Source organism: Terrisporobacter mayombei (assembly GCF_020748465.1).
Lineage (GTDB): Bacteria > Bacillota > Clostridia > Peptostreptococcales > Peptostreptococcaceae > Terrisporobacter > Terrisporobacter mayombei.
This window is the reverse complement of the sequence record NZ_JAHZMP010000005.1, coordinates 43,013-62,186: the sequence shown is the minus strand read 5'-3', so window position 1 is coordinate 62,186 and position 19,174 is coordinate 43,013. Positions and strand designations below refer to the sequence as shown.

General features: G+C 31.3%; 13 protein-coding genes. All 13 read left to right on the top strand.

Annotation, left to right across the window (positions count from 1 at the left end; genetic code table 11):
- Positions 1–10: 10 nt before the first annotated feature.
- The 13 genes from K0039_RS15265 to nifJ all read left to right on the top strand — a co-directional run bounded on the left by K0039_RS15265 (position 11) and on the right by nifJ (position 19,161).
- A complete protein-coding gene (locus K0039_RS15265; protein ID WP_228105935.1) occupies positions 11–421 on the top strand; it encodes an ornithine aminomutase subunit alpha in 411 nt (136 codons plus the stop codon).
- Positions 415–2,625 (top strand): D-ornithine 4,5-aminomutase subunit OraE, encoded by a 2,211-nt coding sequence (oraE, locus tag K0039_RS15260; RefSeq protein ID WP_228105934.1) that lies wholly within the window; start codon positions 415–417, stop codon positions 2,623–2,625. Before K0039_RS15265 ends, oraE begins: the two co-directional genes overlap by 7 nt.
- Positions 2,615–4,018: a GlmL-related ornithine degradation protein gene (locus tag K0039_RS15255; RefSeq protein WP_228105933.1), complete on the top strand. Its 1,404-nt coding sequence runs from the start codon at positions 2,615–2,617 to the stop codon at positions 4,016–4,018. Before oraE ends, K0039_RS15255 begins: the two co-directional genes overlap by 11 nt.
- Positions 4,003–5,064 carry an ornithine racemase Orr gene (orr, locus tag K0039_RS15250; protein WP_228105932.1) on the top strand — a complete coding sequence of 354 codons (1,062 nt, stop codon included), beginning with the start codon at positions 4,003–4,005 and terminating at the stop codon, positions 5,062–5,064. Before K0039_RS15255 ends, orr begins: the two co-directional genes overlap by 16 nt.
- 10 nt (positions 5,065–5,074) lie before the next feature.
- A complete protein-coding gene (locus K0039_RS15245) occupies positions 5,075–6,424 on the top strand; it encodes an alanine/glycine:cation symporter family protein (RefSeq protein WP_228105931.1) in 1,350 nt (449 codons plus the stop codon).
- Between the two features lie 29 nt (positions 6,425–6,453).
- Positions 6,454–8,103, top strand: coding sequence for a M20/M25/M40 family metallo-hydrolase (locus K0039_RS15240; RefSeq protein ID WP_228105930.1), 1,650 nt, complete (start codon positions 6,454–6,456; stop codon positions 8,101–8,103).
- A gap of 155 nt (positions 8,104–8,258) precedes the next feature.
- Positions 8,259–9,701, top strand: coding sequence for a Na+/H+ antiporter NhaC (nhaC, locus tag K0039_RS15235; protein WP_228105929.1), 1,443 nt, complete (start codon positions 8,259–8,261; stop codon positions 9,699–9,701).
- A 241-nt stretch (positions 9,702–9,942) separates the two neighbouring features.
- On the top strand, positions 9,943–11,112 hold the full coding sequence (gene aroC, locus K0039_RS15230) for a chorismate synthase (protein WP_228105928.1): 1,170 nt from the start codon (positions 9,943–9,945) through the stop codon (positions 11,110–11,112).
- Positions 11,100–12,206, top strand: a complete 1,107-nt coding sequence (aroB, locus tag K0039_RS15225) for a 3-dehydroquinate synthase (protein WP_228105927.1) — start codon at positions 11,100–11,102, stop codon at positions 12,204–12,206. The genes aroC and aroB overlap by 13 nt, the downstream gene beginning before the upstream one ends.
- Entirely contained in the window at positions 12,199–13,464 is a 1,266-nt protein-coding gene (gene aroA, locus K0039_RS15220) for a 3-phosphoshikimate 1-carboxyvinyltransferase (protein ID WP_228105926.1), read from the top strand. The genes aroB and aroA overlap by 8 nt, the downstream gene beginning before the upstream one ends.
- Before the next feature lie 101 nt (positions 13,465–13,565).
- Positions 13,566–14,129: a phosphate propanoyltransferase gene (pduL, locus tag K0039_RS15215; RefSeq protein ID WP_228105925.1), complete on the top strand. Its 564-nt coding sequence runs from the start codon at positions 13,566–13,568 to the stop codon at positions 14,127–14,129.
- Positions 14,130–14,580: 451 nt separating this feature from the next.
- Positions 14,581–15,255: a deoxyribose-phosphate aldolase gene (gene deoC / locus K0039_RS15210; protein WP_265589500.1), complete on the top strand. Its 675-nt coding sequence runs from the start codon at positions 14,581–14,583 to the stop codon at positions 15,253–15,255.
- 375 nt (positions 15,256–15,630) lie between these two features.
- Positions 15,631–19,161, top strand: coding sequence for a pyruvate:ferredoxin (flavodoxin) oxidoreductase (nifJ, locus tag K0039_RS15205; protein WP_228105924.1), 3,531 nt, complete (start codon positions 15,631–15,633; stop codon positions 19,159–19,161).
- Positions 19,162–19,174 lie beyond the last annotated feature (13 nt).

The following is a 19,174-nucleotide window of genomic DNA, read 5'->3' as shown; positions in this document are numbered from 1 at the left end:
GGGGATATATATGCAAAAAAGACAAGATGATTTTGAAGTTAGAAGAAAACATCTTCAAGAACTAAGTGATCAACAATTAAAAGATAGATTCTGGCAATTAGCAAGTCAAATAGTTGAGCCAATGGTAGAACTAGGTAGAAAAAATACAACACCATCAATAGAAAGATCTATTTTACTTAGAATGGGATTTTCTTCTCTTGAAGTAAAACCAATATTAGAGGGGGTTATGGAAAGAGGATTAATAGGAAAAGGTGCTGGTCATGTAGTTTATAAATTAGCAACAAACAAAGGTATAACAGTTAGAGAAGCAGGATTAATGTTAATAAATGGTGAATGTTGGGATGAAGTAGTAGATTTATTTCATAATAATGAAAAATCAACTATGGAAGTAACTGGAGAGGGGGAAACAGTAGAATGCTAAAAGAAAATAAAAAATTAGATATAGATTATATTCTTAAAGATCTAGATAAATATAGACCCAAAAGAAGAGGATGGACATGGAGAGAACATGTAGAAAATCTTGAGATGGGTCCATTTGAATACAAGCAAGCTACAAAACCTCTAACAGACGGTGTTGCATTACCATCAGCTAAATATTTTAATAATATAGATCCTCAACCGGTACCTGTTATAACTACTGAAATTGCATCAGGAAGATTTGAAGATGATATAAGAAGAATGAGAATGGCAGCTCACCATGGTGCGGATCACTTAATGGTTATAAGAACTGCTGGACAATCACACTTCGATGGTCTTATAGAAGGTACCCCTCAAGGAATTGGTGGTGTTCCAATAACAAGAAAGCAAGTTAGAGCTCAAAGAAAAGCCTTAGATTTTATAGAAGAAGAAGTTGGAAGACCTATTAATTATCATTCATATGTAAGTGGTATTGCAGGGCCAGAAGTGGCTGTAATGTTTGCTGAAGAAGGTATAAATGGAGCACACCAAGATCCACAATATAATGTTTTATATAGAAATATAAATATGATAAGATCTTTTGTTGATGCTTGTGAAGCTAAACAGATAATGTCTTTTGCGAATATGGCTCAAATAGATGGAGCTCATAATGCCAATGCAACTGCTAGAGAAGCTTGGAAGGTAATGCCAGAACTTATGGTACAACATGCTTTAAACTCAATTTTCTCTGAAAAAATAGGAATAGATAAATCTAATATTTGTTTATCAACAGTTCCTCCAACAGCTCCTCCTGCACCTTGTTTAAGAATTGACTTACCTTACGCTGTTGCACTTAGAGAATTTTTCAGCGACTATAAAATGAGAGCTCAAATGAATACTAAATATATGGATTCATCTACTAGAGAAGCAACAGTTACTCATGTGCTGAACTTATTAACATCAGTATTAACTAGAGCTGATGTACAATCAACTATAACTCCTGACGAAGGTAGAAATGTTCCATGGCATATTTATAATATAGAAGCATGTGATACAGCTAAACAAGCTTTAATTGGTATGGATGGACTTATGGATATGATAGAACTTAAAAATGTGGGGGAATTAAGAGATAAGTCTAGAGAGATTAAAGAAAGAGCTGTATTATACATGGAAGAAATAATTGAAGCTGGTGGATATTTTGAAGCTGTTGAGCAAGGATTCTTTGTTGATTCAGGAAATTATCCAGAAAGAAATGGAGATGGAATATCAAGAAAAATAAAAGGAGGAGTTGGAGAAGGAACTGTTTACGAAAGAGATGAAGACTATTTCGCTCCTGTAACTGCTCACTTTGGATATAATAACGTTGCTCAATATGACGAAAATGCTATAGATAATCCGGCTTCATTAATAGGAGGTTCTACTTTTGAAAATCCAGAAAAAATAGTATATATAGATGAACTTGATGATTTTGATAATGTGGAAACAAGATTAAAAGAGTCAGAAGGATATAGACTTGGAACAAAAATAAAGCCAGAGATGGAGTGGTGTGCAGATGGTATTGTTATGATAACAATGATGCTTCCAACAGATAAAAGAACAGCTGAATTTGCAGCGCTTGAATTTGGCAAAAAGATGAATTTAGAAGATATTGAAGTTATAAGTAGAGAAGTTATGCATGAGTCTGAAGGTACTAGAATTGAAATGAAAGGTAAAGTTCCATTTGAAATAGATATAAATGATTTAGTTATACCAGAAGAACCAAAAGTACTAACTGATGAAGAAATAAGAGAAGACATAGATGTAAAACCTATGAAAATTGTTGCAGCAACAGTGGGAGAAGATGAACATTCAGTTGGTTTAAGAGAAATAATAGATATAAAACATGGTGGCATAGAAAAATATGGTATAGAGTGTCATTATCTAGGAACTTCAGTGCCAGTAGAAAAACTAGTAGATGCAGCAATAGAATTAAATGCTGATGCTATTTTGGCATCTACAATAATAAGTCATGATGATATACATTACAAAAATATGAAGAAGTTACATGAGTATTGTATAGAAAAAGGTATAAGAGATAAAGTAATGATTGTTTGTGGAGGAACACAAGTAACACCTGAAATGGCCGTTGAACAAGGAGTAGATGCAGGTTTTGGAAGAAACAGCAAAGGAATAAATGTAGCTACTTTCTTAGTAGAAAAAAGAAGAGAAATGAATCAAAATGCCGAATAGCATATTAGAAATAGATGTTCTAGTTGCAGAAATAGGAAGTACAACAACAGTTGTAAACGCTTTCAATAATATTAATGGTGAAGACCCTGAATTCTTAAGTCAGGGTCAAGCACCTACTACAGTTTTTGAAGGTGGAGATGTAAGAAACGGTTTATCAGGTGCCATTAAAGATTTAGCGAGTAAATTAAATGTAGGTGAAATTAAATATAAGGATATGTTTGCAACATCAAGCGCTGCTGGAGGATTAAAAATGACTGTTCATGGATTAGTTTATGATATGACGGCAAAAGCAGCAAAGGAAGCAGCTCTAGGGGCAGGAGCAGTTATTAAGCAAGTTACAGCGGGAAAAATAAAAAGAACTGATTTGAAAAAAATAAAAGAAATAAAACCAAATATAATTTTAATAGCTGGTGGAGTGGATTATGGAGAAAGAGATACTGCCATATATAATGCAGAAATGATTGCATCTTTAAATCTAGGAATACCAGTTATATATGCTGGAAATGTGGAAAATCATGAAGAAATCAAATTAATATTTGAAGATAGTAATTACAAGCTTTATATAACGGAAAACGTATACCCAAAAATTGATTTACTAAATATAGAGCCAACAAGAAAAATTATTCAAGACGTATTTGAAGAACACATAACTACCGCTCCAGGAATGAAGTATATAAAGGATATGGTGAATGAGAATATAACACCAACTCCTGGTGCAGTAATGGAGGCATCTAAACTTCTTTATAGAAACATTGGTGATTTATTGACATTAGATGTGGGTGGAGCAACTACGGATGTCCATTCTGCAACAGAAGGAAGTGATTATATAAACAAAATACTAGTAAATCCAGAACCAATTTCAAAGAGAAGTGTAGAAGGGGATTTAGGTGTATATGTAAATATGAACAATATAGTAGATGTTATAGGTAAAGAAAGTTTACAAGAAGAACTATCAATAGATATAGATTCTATAATGGAGAATTATCCGCCAATACCAAAATCAAAAGAAGAAATTTTGTTTGTTGAGAGATTAACAAAAGAGGCTGTTATAAAAGCTATTATAAGACATGCAGGAAGAATAAGAAACATTTATGGCACTAATGGAAAAAGCAAAATAGCAGAAGGTAAGGATTTAACAGGTGTTAACTATATAATCGGAACTGGTGGAGCACTTACTAGACTTCCAAATAGATTTGAAATTTTAGAATATGTAACTAGGTACAACAAGAATAATGAATTACTGCTGCCAAAAGAAAAAACAAAGATATTAATAGACAACGATTATATTATGGCCTCTATTGGTGTTTTATCTAAAAAATATGAAGAGGCATCTTTAAAACTTATGCTAAAAAGTTTAAATTTTGAGGAGAAAAAATTATGTACCCTAAATTAGAAATAGATATAAATAAATTAAAACACAATGTTAAAATTATTTCTCACATGTGCCATGATAAAAATATAAGTTTAGCTTTTGTAACTAAATCATTCTGCGCAAGAGAGGAAATAGTAGAGAAGCTAGTTGAAGAAGGTATAGATTATATTGCAGATTCAAGAATAAATAATCTAAAAAAATTAAAAGATATAGATTTACCTAAAATACTAATTAGAATACCAATGATAAGTGAGTTAGGAGATGTTATAAAATATAGCGATATAAGTTTTAATTCAGAACTGAAAACAATAAAGGCATTAAATGAAATATGTGAAAGTAAAAGTATAATTCACAATATAGTTCTAATGTTTGATTTAGGGGATCTAAGAGAAGGATATTATTATGAGGAGGATTTATTTAATAATATAAAAAATATTCAGAAACTTAAAAATATTAAAATAGTTGGTATAGCAACAAATTTAACGTGCTACGGTGCGATTATACCATCTCCAATAAATACAGGAAGATTAGTTGAAATAGCAAAAAAGGTAGAAAATGACTTTGGGTTGAAGTTAGAAATAGTATCTGGCGGAAATTCGAGTTCATTAGATTTAATGATGAATGATAACATGCCAAAAGGTGTAACTAATCTTAGAGTAGGAGAATCTATAGTACTTGGAAGAGAAACCGCATATGGAAAAAGCATAGAAGGGGCATACCAAGATGCGTTTAAACTTGTATGTGAAGTAGTTGAGTGTAAAGAAAAGCCATCATTACCTGTAGGGGAAATAGGAATTGATGCATTTGGTAATAAGCCGGTTTACGAAGATAAAGGAATTTTAAAAAGAGCAATTGTAGCAATTGGTAAGCAAGATATAGATACAGATTCTTTAATGCCAATAGACACTTCTATAGAAATACTAGGAGCAAGTTCAGACCACATGATATTAGATATAAGCGAATCAGAAAATGACTATAGGGTAGGGGATGAAGTCGAATTTCTACTAACTTACGGAGGTCTAATGTCAACGAGTACAAGCGAATATGTAGAAAAAATAATTTATTAGGAGTGATTGTATGTTTAATTTATTGGAGAGCATAACAAATTGGTTATGGACATATCCAGTTTTAATAGTCTTGGTAGGTGGGGGAATTATTATGACAATTACATTAAGATTTTTTCAATTTACAAAATTCCCTTTTATCTTAAAACAAACATTTGGAAAAATACTGAGCAAATCTAGTGGTGATGGAACAATAAGTCCATTTCAAGCAGCTACGTCAGCATTAGCTTCAACTATAGGAGCTTCTAATATTGTTGGTGTTCCTATAGCAATAGCTACAGGTGGACCTGGAGCGGTATTTTGGATGTGGTTAATTGCATTGTTTGGTTGTTCCCTTAAATACTCAGAAATAATACTAGGTATAAAGTATAGAATTAAAAATGAAGATGGGGAATACGTAGGCGGGCCTATGTACTACATAAGAGATGGAGCTAAATTGCCATGGCTAGGTACCTTATTCGCATTTTTCTTAATGATAGAAATAGCGCCATCCATAGCAACACAAACAGCATCATTTGTTCAGAGTGCATCAACTATAAATATAGCTCCTATCGTATCGGGTGCTTTTTTAATACTATTTGTAGGATTTATTGTGTACGGTGGAATAAAAAGAATAGGAAAAATATCTGAAAAGCTAGTACCTATAATGGCAAGTATATATATGATAATGGTTTTGATAGTTATAATAATAAATATTGATCAATTACCTAGGGCATTTGCATTAATATTTGAAGGAGCGTTTACAGCGCAAGCAGGATTTGGCGGTTTTGCAGGAGCTGCAGTAGTTCAAACTATAAAAGCAGGAGCTGCAAGAGGAGCATATTCAAATGAAGCTGGAATGGGTACTTCTACTATAGCACATAGTGCAGCGATAACTGATCATCCAGCAAGACAAGGCTTATGGGGAATATTTGAAGTAATAGTTTCTACTCTAATGATTTGTAGTTTATCTGCTTTATTAGTATTAACTACAGATGTTTGGCATAAGTTTGGTGCTAGTGAAGCGGCAGCAATGCCATCAGCAGCTATACAGACTACATTTGGTAATGCATTTGGCGGGGGTATAATAACTCTTTGTATGCTTATGTTTGTATTTTCTACTATAGTAGTTATTATATTCTACGGAGAAAAACAAGCAGAATATTTATTTGGAAGTAAGTTTTCTAAAATAATGAGAGTTATTTATTTATTATTTATAATAGTTGGATCGACTATGGATTTAAGTAAAATTATTGTATTATTAGATTTTACTTTAGCTGGAGTAATAGCTACAAATATGATTGGGGTTTTACTTCTTAGAAAAGAAGTAAAAGAAGAATCAGATAGCTTCTTTAATAATAAAGAGTTGATAGGTAATAAGTAATAATTTTTGGTTTTATTAGGAGGATAAAAATGGAATTAGATATATCAAAAAGGATAGAAGAAATTGCAATCTCATTAACTGAGCAATTAAGTGTTGTTGAAACAACAGGAGAAATTGGTTCTGTAAATAAAGTGTATGAAATATTTAGTGAAATGGATTATTATAAACAAAATCCTAATGATCTAAGGTTTGTAGATGTGCCTAATGATCCGTGGAAAAGAAAATCAGTAATGGCAATGTTGAGAGGAAAAAAAGGAAATAGCAATAATACAGTCATAATGATAGGTCATACGGATACAGTAGGTATATCTGATTATGGAAACTTAAAGGAATATGCAAATAAGCCTTATGAATTAACAGAAATGTTTAAGCAAGTAAGTATTCCAGAAGAAGCTAAAAAAGATTTAGAATCTGGGGATTATCTCTTTGGAAGAGGATTATTTGATATGAAAACTGGTGATGCCATAATAATGGCGGTTATGGAGAAAATATCAAAAAATCTTGAAGATTTTGAGGGGAATTTAATCTTCTGTGCAGTATGTGACGAAGAAGGAAATTCTGGAGGAATGCTTTCTTGTATACCTGAATTGGTAAAAATAAAGGAAGAAGAAGGGTTGGAATACTTGGCTCTTTTAGATACTGACTATATGACATCAGAGTATGAAGGTGATGAAAATAAATACGTATATATAGGTACAGTAGGAAAGCTAATGCCATCCTTCTACATAGTAGGAAAAGAAACACATGTAGGAGAATCTTTTAAAGGAATAGATCCAAATAGTATATCATCAGAAATACTAAAAAAAATAAATTTAAATGTGGATTTTTGTGATGAAGTAGAAGGAGAAGTGTCTCTTCCTCCTATATCTTTAAAACAAAGAGATCTAAAACCAGAGTACTCAGTACAAATAGCTAAAACAGCTACGTTATTCTTCAATTATGCAACTCATAGTAGCACACCAGATGAAGTACTCCTAAAAATGAAAAATGCAGCAGATGAAGCTTTTCAAAATGTTATAGATAGTTTAAATAATCAATACAGAAGATTTACACAAATGAGCAAAAGAGAATATAAAGAATTATCTTTTAAATCAAAGGTACTTACTTATACAGAACTATATGATAAAGTAATAGAAGAAATGGGAGAAAAAGCAAAAAACCATATGCAAATTTTTGAACAGGAAATGTTAAGGGATAATTCAATAGATCAAAGGGACTTTTCTTTAAAAATGGTTGAGGAACTGCATAGCTTGTGGTCAGATAAAAATCCTGTAGTAGTTGTATATTTTACACCACCATATTATCCTCATATATATATAGAAGGAAAAAATGAAAAAGAAAAAGATTTATTAGATGCAGTTAAAAAAGCAGTAGATGATACAAAGACTAAATATAAAATTGTGTATAAGAAATTTTTCCCATATATTAGTGATTTGAGCTATGGAGCAGCTCCGCAAGACCCCAAAATAATAAGCGCATTGAAAAATAATATGCCTGGTTTTGGAAGTAAGTATCATTTACCATTGGAAGATATGCAAAAACTTGATTTACCTGTATTAGACATAGGAAGTTTCGGAAAGGATGCTCATAAATTTACTGAACGTATAGAAAAAGAGTATAGTTTTAAAGTTGCCCCTATATTGGTATACAAAACAATAACTAATTTATTAAAAGGCTGATTTTAAATTCCGTATAGAAATTTTTTGGAAGCAAAAATTAGAGTTAGAAAAACGATATCAACAGACTTGTATAAATTAATATTGAATAAGTAGATATGTATTGAAAGTAATAAATAGTAGGGTTAAGTTATTTAAAAATAGGAGGGAAATATTTCATGAAGGAACAAAGTGGAAGGAAAGCAACTCTATTTGAAGCGATGATACCAATTATAGCTTTGATGTTATTTTTAGGTGTGGGAATATTTATGTATGGAGCATCACCTCATGTTCCATTAGTAGGCGCTACAGCAGTGGCAGGAATTGTAGGTGTCTATAGACTGGGATTCAAGTGGAAAGACCTTGAAACAAGTATGTTTGATAGTATTAAGATGGCTATGCAAGCTATATTAATTATTATGATAATAGGTATACTAATAGGGACTTGGATAGTTAGTGGAGTAGTCCCATGTATGATTTATTGGGGTTTAAAAATTTTATCGCCAAACATATTTTTAGTAGCAGCAGTTTTAGTGTGTGCTGTTGTATCTCTTGCAACAGGATCATCTTGGAGTACAATGGGTACAGTTGGTGTGGCACTTTTAGGTATAGGTCAAAGTTTAGGTATTCCTATTGGACTAGTTGTTGGATCTATAATATCGGGTGCTTATTTTGGAGATAAAATATCACCACTATCTGATACGACTAACTTAGCTCCAGCAATGGCAGGAACAGATTTATTTACACATATAAAATATATGCTTTATTCTACTATACCATCACTAATAATTTGTTTAGTAATATATGGTATAATTGGAATGAAATATTCAGGACAAGCTTTAGATGTGAGTCAAATTGAATTAATTAGATCCACATTGTTATCTTCTTTTAACACATTATCGCCAGTATTATTATTAGCACCTGTAATAGTAATAGGTCTTGTTGTATTTAAAGTTCCGGCCATACCAGGATTATTGGTAGGAGCTGTAACAGGTATATTGTTTGCAATATTCTTACAAGGACAATCAATAGGTGTCATATTAGAATCAGCTCAAAATGGCTATATGTCCCAGACTGGGGTAGCAATAGTAGATGATTTATTATCTAAAGGTGGGCTTATGAATATGATGTCTACAGTATCTATGACAATATGTGCATTATCTCTTGGCGGTATATTAGAGAAAACAGGTATGCTTGAAGTAGTTGCTTCATCTTTATTAAGATTTGCAAAAGGTGTATTTGGAACAGTATTTTGTACAATGATAACATGTTTCTTTACAAATGCTATCGCAGGTGAACAATACTTGTCTATTGTTATACCAGGAAGAATGTATAGTAAAGAATATGAAAAAAGAGGTATACACCCTAAAATGCTATCAAGGGCGTTGGAAGATAGTGGAACATTGAGTTCTCCATTGGTACCATGGAATACATGTGGCGCTTATATAGCTGGAACACTAGGGGTATCAGCATTTGTATATGCTCCATATGCATTATTAAACATCATAAATCCAATAGTATCATTAATTTTAATTGCATGTAAATTTAAAATAGCTAAAATAGATGATGAACCTGAAACTTGTTTAAATCTTAACAATGGTGAAACTATTAACCTAGTTTAATTATTTGCTAAAAAATAAACGTAAATTTTTATTAATAACGTTATTATATAATAGTTATTACAGTGGGATTTCACTTAATCTTGTTGTGATAACTATTTTATTTGCATTAAAAGTAAGAATATAAGAGACTAGCTATAAGATTATGTCTAATAGCTAGTCTTTTTTATGTAAAACTAATATGTCTTTTTTTGATTTATTTTGATAAACTAATAAAATAAGTAAAAAAGATAAGGAGAACAATATGCTTAGATATTTAACAAGTGGAGAATCTCACGGACAAAGCTTAATAACTATTATTGATGGGATACCATCAAATATAGAACTTAATATAGAAGAAATAAATGAAGAACTAAGAAAACGCCAAGGTGGATATGGCCGTGGTGGTAGAATGAAAATAGAAAAGGATAGAATTAATATAATAGGAGGAGTTAGAGGAAAGAAAACTATTGGAGCTCCAATTTCTTTTGAAATAAAAAATAAGGATTTTGAAAACTGGACAAAATATATGTCTCCTATGGAGGAAGTAGATGAACAAGGAAAAATAGTGGAAAATGTAAGGCCAGGACATGCTGATTTAGTAGGTTGTTTAAAATATGATTTTGATGATGCTAGAAATGTATTAGAAAGATCTTCAGCAAGAGAAACTGCATCAAGGGTAGGTGTAGGAGCTATTTGTAAACAAGTTCTTAAAAATTTTAACATAGAGTTTGTATCTCATGTGGTACAAATTGGACAAATAAAAGATGACAAAATTTATGACTTTAACTATATTAAAGATAGTGTGGATAATAGTGAAATAAGGTGTGTAAATGAAGATTTAGAAGAAAAAATAAAAAGGAAAATAGATGAGTGTAAAAAAGAAGGAGATACTCTAGGTGGAATAATAGAAGTTAGAGTAAAAAACTTAATACCAGGTCTTGGGTCTTATACTCATTTTGATAAAAAAATAGATGCACATTTAGCTATGCATTTGATGGGAACACAAGCAATAAAAGGTGTGGAAATAGGATTGGGGTTTGAATCATCTTCACTTATGGGGTCAAAAGTTATGGATGAAATATTATACAATGAAGAAGACGGTATAATAAGAAAGAGCAATAATTTGGGTGGAATAGAAGGCGGAATGACAACGGGAGATGAAATAATCATAAGATGTGCAATGAAGCCTATACCAACTTTATACAAACCTCTAGACACTATAAATATAAATACATTGGAAAAATATAAAGCCAGTGTTGAGCGTTCAGATTCGTGTGCAGTGCCTGCTTGTTCCATAGTATGTGAAAATGTTGTGGCTTTTGTAATTTGTAAATTTTTCTTAGATAAAATAGGGGGAGACTCCTTAGAAGATTTAAAAAGTAATTATAATTCTTATATAAAAAGGTTAGGTGATAGAGGATGGAAAAAATAATCAATAATACCTGTAAAATATATGTTGATGAGGGATATAGAAATTTTCAAAAAAGTCTATGTGAAGCCTGTAATGTGGAGTCTATAGAAAAATTAAATAAAATTTATGATGCTTATTTTGTAATGTGTGATTACAATACATACAATACTCAACTGCATGAAATGATGAAGCACTTAAAGGGAAAGTATGTTTATGAATACATAGTAAACCCTGGTGAAGATTCAAAATCCATAGAAGATTACGAAAGAATAATGAACTATTGTATAAAAGTAAATCTTAGTAGAAAATCTTTAGTAATAGCTTTAGGAGGAGGAGTAGTTGGAGATTTAGGCGGTTTTGTAGCAGCAACATACATGAGGGGGATAGATGTGGTACAAATACCAACTACATTACTTTCTCAAGTAGATTCTTCCATAGGAGGAAAAACGGGAATAAATCTAAGTAATAGTAAAAACATAATAGGCGCTTTTCACCAACCTAAGATTACATATATAAATGTGGAAGCATTAAAAACTTTACCAGAAGAAGAATATTTAAGTGGCATGGGCGAAGTAATAAAATATGCTTTTATAGAAGATAATATTTGTGAAGAAAAGATGGACTTTTTAAATTTTTTATTAGAAAATAGCGAAGATATTTTAGATAGAAAAACTTCAACATTGTTAAAAATGGTAAAAATTTGTGCACAAGTTAAAGGAAATGTGGTAGATAAGGATGAAAAAGAAGGAAGTCTTAGAAAAATACTAAATCTTGGGCATACTTTTGGACATGGAATAGAAAAATTATGTCATATAAGTCATGGTAAAGCTGTTTCTATTGGAATGAATATGGCATTTAAATTGTCTATTGAAAAAGATCTAATAAATAAAGAATACTACAATCAATTTATAAATGTATGTGAAAAATTTAATTTACCTACTACTTTTGAATATGAAAATATTAATGAAGTATTTAATATAATGAAAAATGATAAAAAAAATAGTTTCTTTAAAATAAACCTTGTTCTTCCAGTAGGTGGAGGAAGGGTTGAAGTATTTGACAATATAGAAGAAGAACTTATTCTAAAAGTAATAAAGGAGTGCAATAATGCTTAAGGGAAGTTTTGAGTTAATTGGAGACAAATCCATATCACATAGAGCAATTATGTTTTCTTCCATTTCGAAAGGGAAAAATAAAATAAGCAACTTTCTTATGGGGCAAGATTGCTTGTCTACAGTAAATTGCTTTAGAAAAATGGGTGTGGATATTGAAATAAATAATAATGAAGTATATGTAAGTGGAAATGGTCTAAAAGGATTAAAATCATTTGAAGATAAATTGTTTTTAGATGTGGGAAATTCAGGTACAGCAATAAGACTTATGATGGGAATTCTTGCAGGACAAGACTTTAAAACTACAATTATAGGAGATGAGTCTATAGGAAAAAGACCTATGAAAAGAGTTACAGATCCACTAAAAAAAATGGGAGCTATTATAAGTGGAAGAGATGATGCAAACTTAATACCTATAACTGTGGAAGGTGGAAATTTAACTCATATAGATTATCATATGCCCGTATCATCGGCACAAGTAAAATCATCATTAATCTTAGCAAGTTTATACGGAGATAATACAAGTTTTATTCATGAAAAAATGAGAAGTAGAAATCATACAGAAATAATGCTTAAATCTTTTGGAGCAGATATTGAAGTAAATAACTTAGAAATAAAAATAAATCCTGTGGAGGAATTATTTAATAAAGATATTTATGTACCAGGAGACATATCTTCGGCCGCATTTATAATGGTAGGAGCTTTAATAAGTGAAAACTCAGAAGTATTAATAAAAAATGTAGGTTTAAACGATACAAGAGTGGGAATTATAGAAGTGATAAAAAAAATGAATGGAAACATTGAAATAATAGATGAAGAGGAAATTTGTGGTGAAAAAGTTGGAAATATTTTAGTAAAATATAGTCCTCATTTAATAGGTACTACCATAGATAAAGAGTTGATTCCAAAATTAATAGATGAAATTCCAATAATTGCAGTTTTAGCAACTAGAGCAGAAGGAGATACTATTATAAAAGATGCATCAGAATTGAAGATAAAAGAAAGTAATAGAATAAAATCTGTTGTGAATAATCTAAACTTAATAGGAGCTAAAGCTATTGAGCTAGAAGATGGAATGATAATAAAAGGAAAAACTCATTTACAAGGTGGTAAAATACAAACCTTTAATGACCATAGAATAGCCATGTCATTTTCCATTGCAAATTTAATTAGCAACAATAAAGTCATTCTAGATAGTGACAAATGCATTGATATTTCTTTTCCAGGTTACTTTAATTTGCTGAAGAAATTATCAAAATAATCATTATGGTTTGATTTTACATAGAAATTTATGTATAATTGAATTGCAGATAGTAATTAGAAATAATTATATACAAGAAAATTTTTGGGAGGTTATATTTCATGAAATTACAAATAGCATTATCAAATAAACATATACATTTAAGCCAAGCTGATGTTGAAGCTTTATTCGGAGCAGGATACGAATTAACTCATAAAAAAGATTTATCTCAACCAGGACAATACGCTTGTGAAGAAATGGTAGAAGTAGTTGGACCTAAAGGATCAACTAAAATGAGAGTTTTAGGACCAACAAGACCAGAATCTCAAGTAGAAGTATCTTTAGCAGATGCTAGAGGATTAGGTTTAGCTGTTCCAGTTAGACAATCAGGAGATGTTGAAGGAACTCCAGGATGTAAATTAGTAGGACCAAAAGGTGAAGTTGAATTAGGAAGAGGAGTTATCGTAGCTTCTAGACACATACATATGAGCTTAGAAGATGCTGAAAAATTCGGAGTTAAAGATAAAGATATAGTTTCAGTTCAAACTGAAGGAGAAAGAGCACTTTTATTCAACAATGTATTAGTTAGAGCTAATGCTGCTTTCGCATTAGAAATGCACGTTGATTTAGAAGAAGGAAATGCTGCAGGAGTTAAAAACGGAGAATTAGTAGAATTAGTTAAATAATTATCGAATATTAAAAATGAAAAAGGTATGTATTTTTATACATATCTTTTTTTTATGAAATAAAAATAAAATTTTATTTTTATAAAATATTTACATATAAAAATGTTCAAACTAAGTGAAATGAATAGTTGTTAAAATTAAATTGAGTGTTCTTATATTTACCCTGTAAAATATTTTTACAGGGTAAATAATTAAACAAATAATTTCATTTTACTCAAAAATACTTTATTTTCATTCATTGTGAAAAACATACTTTCTTTTTTAAAGAAAAAAAATAATTATATGTAAATATAATTATGAAAATAAAGGAAACTCTTCTTTAAAAAAAGAATTATATGTGCTAACATATTAATGAAAGTATATTTATTAACAGCAGATTACATCATAAATAGAAGAATACATATTTACGATGTATATAGGAAATATTACATAATATAAAGGAGTTATAATAATGAAACAAAATATTGCCAATATGATTGATCACACAGTACTAAAAGCTTTTTCAAGTAAGGAAGATGTCATAAAGGTTTGTAAAGAAGCTAAAGAACATGGATTCTTTTCAGTTTGCATAAACCCAACACATATAGAACTTGCTAAGAAAGAACTAGAAGGAAGTAAAGTAAAAGTTTGCACAGTAATAGGCTTCCCTTTAGGTGCAAATACTAGTGAAGTAAAAGCTTTCGAAACGAAAGATGCTATAGCAAAAGGTGCTCATGAAGTAGATATGGTTATAAATATAGGTGCATTAAAAGATAAAAACTATGATCTTGTTTATAAAGATATCAAAGCAGTAGTAGATTCAGCTAATAAAGAAGCATTAGTAAAAGTAATAATAGAAACTTGCTATTTAACTGATGATGAAAAGAAAATAGCATGTGAATTATCAGTTAAAGCTGGAGCAGATTATGTAAAAACATCAACTGGATTTGGAACTGGCGGATCAACTCCTGAAGATATAAAATTAATGAGAGATGTAGTTGGACCAAATATTGGTGTTAAAGCATCTGGCGGTGTTAGAACTACAGAAGATGCTATAAAAGTTATAGATGCTGGTGCATCTAGAATAGGAGCTAGTGCTTCTATATCTATAGCTACTGGAGAAAAAACAGATACCATAGGATATTAAAACTACTAGTTAGAATTTATCTAATTAACAAAACATTAAAGAGATATGACAATAATTAAATAAAGCTAAAAGCATGTTATTAGGAAATTTTAACCAATAGAAGTTAATGTGATTTGATTTGTTATTTTATGGGTAATGTATTAAATGTGACTTTAAAAAAATAATTTTGTATTAAAAATTATTTTTTTGTTTGAATTTTAAAAATTGTCAGAATTATGAAGGACTTTAAATTATTATGCAGAATATTGTTAATAAATGTAAACAATGTTTTATAAAACAGACTAGCACTTATAGCAATGACGCAATTAATAGTTTTATAAACATACAAATATAAATTGTATAGTATTTAGGGTAAAATTAAGGAGGAAACATAAAATGGCTAAATTTATGAAAACAGTTGATGGAAATACAGCTGCTGCTCATGTTGCTTACGCATTTACAGAAGTTGCTGCTATATATCCAATAACACCATCTTCAACTATGGCTGAATTAGTTGATGAATGGTCATCTCAAGGGAGAAAAAATGTCTTTGGACAAAAAGTAAGAGTTGTTGAAATGCAATCTGAAGCAGGAGCTGCTGGAGCATTCCACGGTTCATTACAAGCTGGAGCTTTAACTTCAACATTTACTGCTTCTCAAGGTTTATTATTAATGATACCAAATATGTATAAATGTGCTGGTGAATTATTACCAGGTGTATTCCATGTTACTGCTCGTGCACTAGCTGCTCAAGCATTATCAATATTTGGAGATCATCAGGACGTTATGGCTGCAAGACAAACAGGTGTTGTTATGCTTGCTTCTGGTTCAGTTCAAGAAGTTGCTGATATAGCGCCAGTTGCACATATGTCTGCAGTAGAAGGTTCATTACCATTTATACATTTCTTTGATGGATTCAGAACTTCACATGAAATTCAAAAAGTTGAATTAATGGAAAATGAAGATTACGAGCAATTATTAGACAAAGATGCTGTTCAAGCATTTAGAGATAAAGCTTTATCTCCAAATCATCCTGTAACTAGGGGTACAGCTCAAAACCCTGATATATACTTCCAAACAAGAGAAGTTTCTAATAAATACTATAATGATATAGTAGGAATAGTTGAAAAAAATATGGCAAGAATGAGCGAAATAACAGGAAGAAAACATAGCTTATTTGATTACTATGGAGCAGAAGATGCTAAACATGTAGTTGTTGCTATGGGTTCTGTTACAGAAGCTTTAGAAGAAACTATAGATTACTTAAATGCTAAAGGTGAAAAACTTGGTATGATAAAAGTTCACTTATTCAGACCATTCTCAGCTGAACATTTCTTAGCAGCAATGCCAAGTACTGTTGAAAGAGTATGTGTACTTGATAGAACTAAAGAGCCAGGTGCTCCAGGTGAGCCATTATACTTAGACGTAGTAAATGTACTTGCTAAATCTGATATATCTCCATTAGTAGTAGGTGGAAGATACGGACTTGGATCAAAAGATACAACTCCAACTGATTTACATGCAGTATTTGAAAACTTAAACATAGAAGAACCTAGAACTGGATTTACTATAGGTATAGTAGATGATGTAACAAATACATCTTTACCTAAAGCTGAACCAATTAAAATAAAATCTCAAGGAACAGTTAGATGTAAATTCTGGGGACTAGGATCAGACGGTACTGTTGGTGCTAACAAACAAGCAATAAAAATAATCGGTGACCACACTGATAAATATGCTCAAGCATACTTCGACTATGATTCTAAAAAATCTGGTGGTATAACAATGTCTCACTTAAGATTTGGTGATACTCCAATCAGATCTACATATCTTTTAGATGAATCTGATTATATAGCTTGTCATAACCAATCATATGTTTACAAATATGATTTACTACAAGGACTAAAAAAAGGTGGTACATTCGTACTTAACACTATATGGGACCAAGAAGGATTAGAAGCGCACCTTCCTGCAGAAATGAAAAAATATATAGCAGAAAATGAAATAGAATTCTATACAATAAATGCTGTTAAAATAGGTCAAGAAATAGGTCTTGGAAATAGAATAAACATGATATGTCAATCTGCATTCTTTAAATTAGCTGATATAATACCAGTTGATGATGCTGTTAAATATCTAAAGGATTCTATAGTAAAGGCTTATGGTAAAAAAGGTGAAAAAGTAGTTAACATGAACTATCAAGCTGTTGATGCAGGTATAAATTCACTAGTTAAAGTTAATGTTCCAGCTTCTTGGGCAAATGCTACTGATGAAGCAGCAACAACTTGTGAAGAACCAGCATTCATAAAAGATATATTAAGACCAATGAGTGGACAAAAAGGTAATGATTTACCAGTAAGTACATTCTTAGGATACGAAGATGGTACATTCCCATGTGGTACTGCTGCTTATGAAAAACGTGGTATAGCTGTAAATGTTCCAGAATGGATTACAGAAAACTGTATACAATGTAATAGATGTTCATTCATATGTCCTCATGCTTGTATAAGACCAGTTCTTGTAACAGAAGAAGAATTAGCTAATGCTCCAGAGGCATTCAAAACTAAAAAAGCTATAGGTAAAGGACTTGAAGGATTACAATATAGAATACAAGTATCTCCAATGGACTGTACAGGATGTGGAAACTGTGCTGACGTATGTCCAGCTAAAGAAAAAGCTTTAGTTATGGAACCTTTCGATACTCAAGACGTAGAAGTTGAAAACTGGGCTTATTCAGTAGATACTGACAAAGTTGCTCCAAAAGGTGATGTAATGAACGTAAACTCTGTTAAAGGTTCTCAATTTAGACAACCATTAATGGAATTCTCAGGAGCTTGTGCAGGATGTGGAGAAACTGCATACATCAAACTTGTAACTCAATTATTTGGAGATAGAATGATGATAGCTAATGCTACTGGATGTTCTTCTATATGGGGAGGATCTGCTCCATCAACTCCATATACTTGCAACCACGAAGGTAAAGGTCCATCTTGGGCAAACTCATTATTCGAAGATAATGCTGAGTATGGATTAGGACAACATTTAGCTGTTGAACAAATAAGAGGTAGACTAGTTGAAGATATACAAAAACTTGCTGCAAATCCTTGTTGTGAAGAAGGTGCAACAGTATTCAATAACTGGTTAGATGCTAAAGATAACAGTGATGCTTCTGTTAAAGCAAGTAAAGCTGTTGTTGAATTAATAAATAAAGCTGAACCAAAAGATGAAGAAACTAAAGCATTAATCGAATCTGTTAAATCAAGACAAGATTACTTAGCTAAGAGATCTCAATGGATACTTGGTGGAGATGGTTGGGCTTATGATATAGGATATGGTGGACTTGACCATGTTCTTGCATCAGGAGAAAATGTAAATGTTCTTGTATTTGATACAGAAATTTACTCTAATACTGGTGGTCAATCTTCTAAAGCTACTCCAGTTGCTGCTATGGCTAAATTCGCTGCTGCTGGTAAGAGATCTAGAAAGAAAGACCTTGGTATGATGGCTATGAGTTATGGTAATGTATACGTTGCTCAAGCTTCTATAGGCGCTGATTACAACCAATTTGTAAAAGCAGTTGTAGAAGCTGAAGCTTATGATGGACCATCTCTAATCATATGCTACGCTCCATGTATATCTCATGGATTAAAAGAAGGTATGGGAAGAACTGTAGCTAACGAAGAACAAGCTGTTAAAGCTGGATACTGGCATTTATACAGACATAACCCAACTCTTAGAGCTGAAGGTAAGAATCCATTCTCACTTGACTCTAAAGAGCCAACAGAAAGCTTCAGAGATTTCTTAATGAAACAAGTAAGATACTCTGCTATAGCTAAACAATTCCCAGATGAAGCAGAACAATTATTCACAATGGCTGAAGAATCTGCTAAAGATAGATTAGATAGCTATAAGAGATTAGCTGACTAATATAAATATAAAA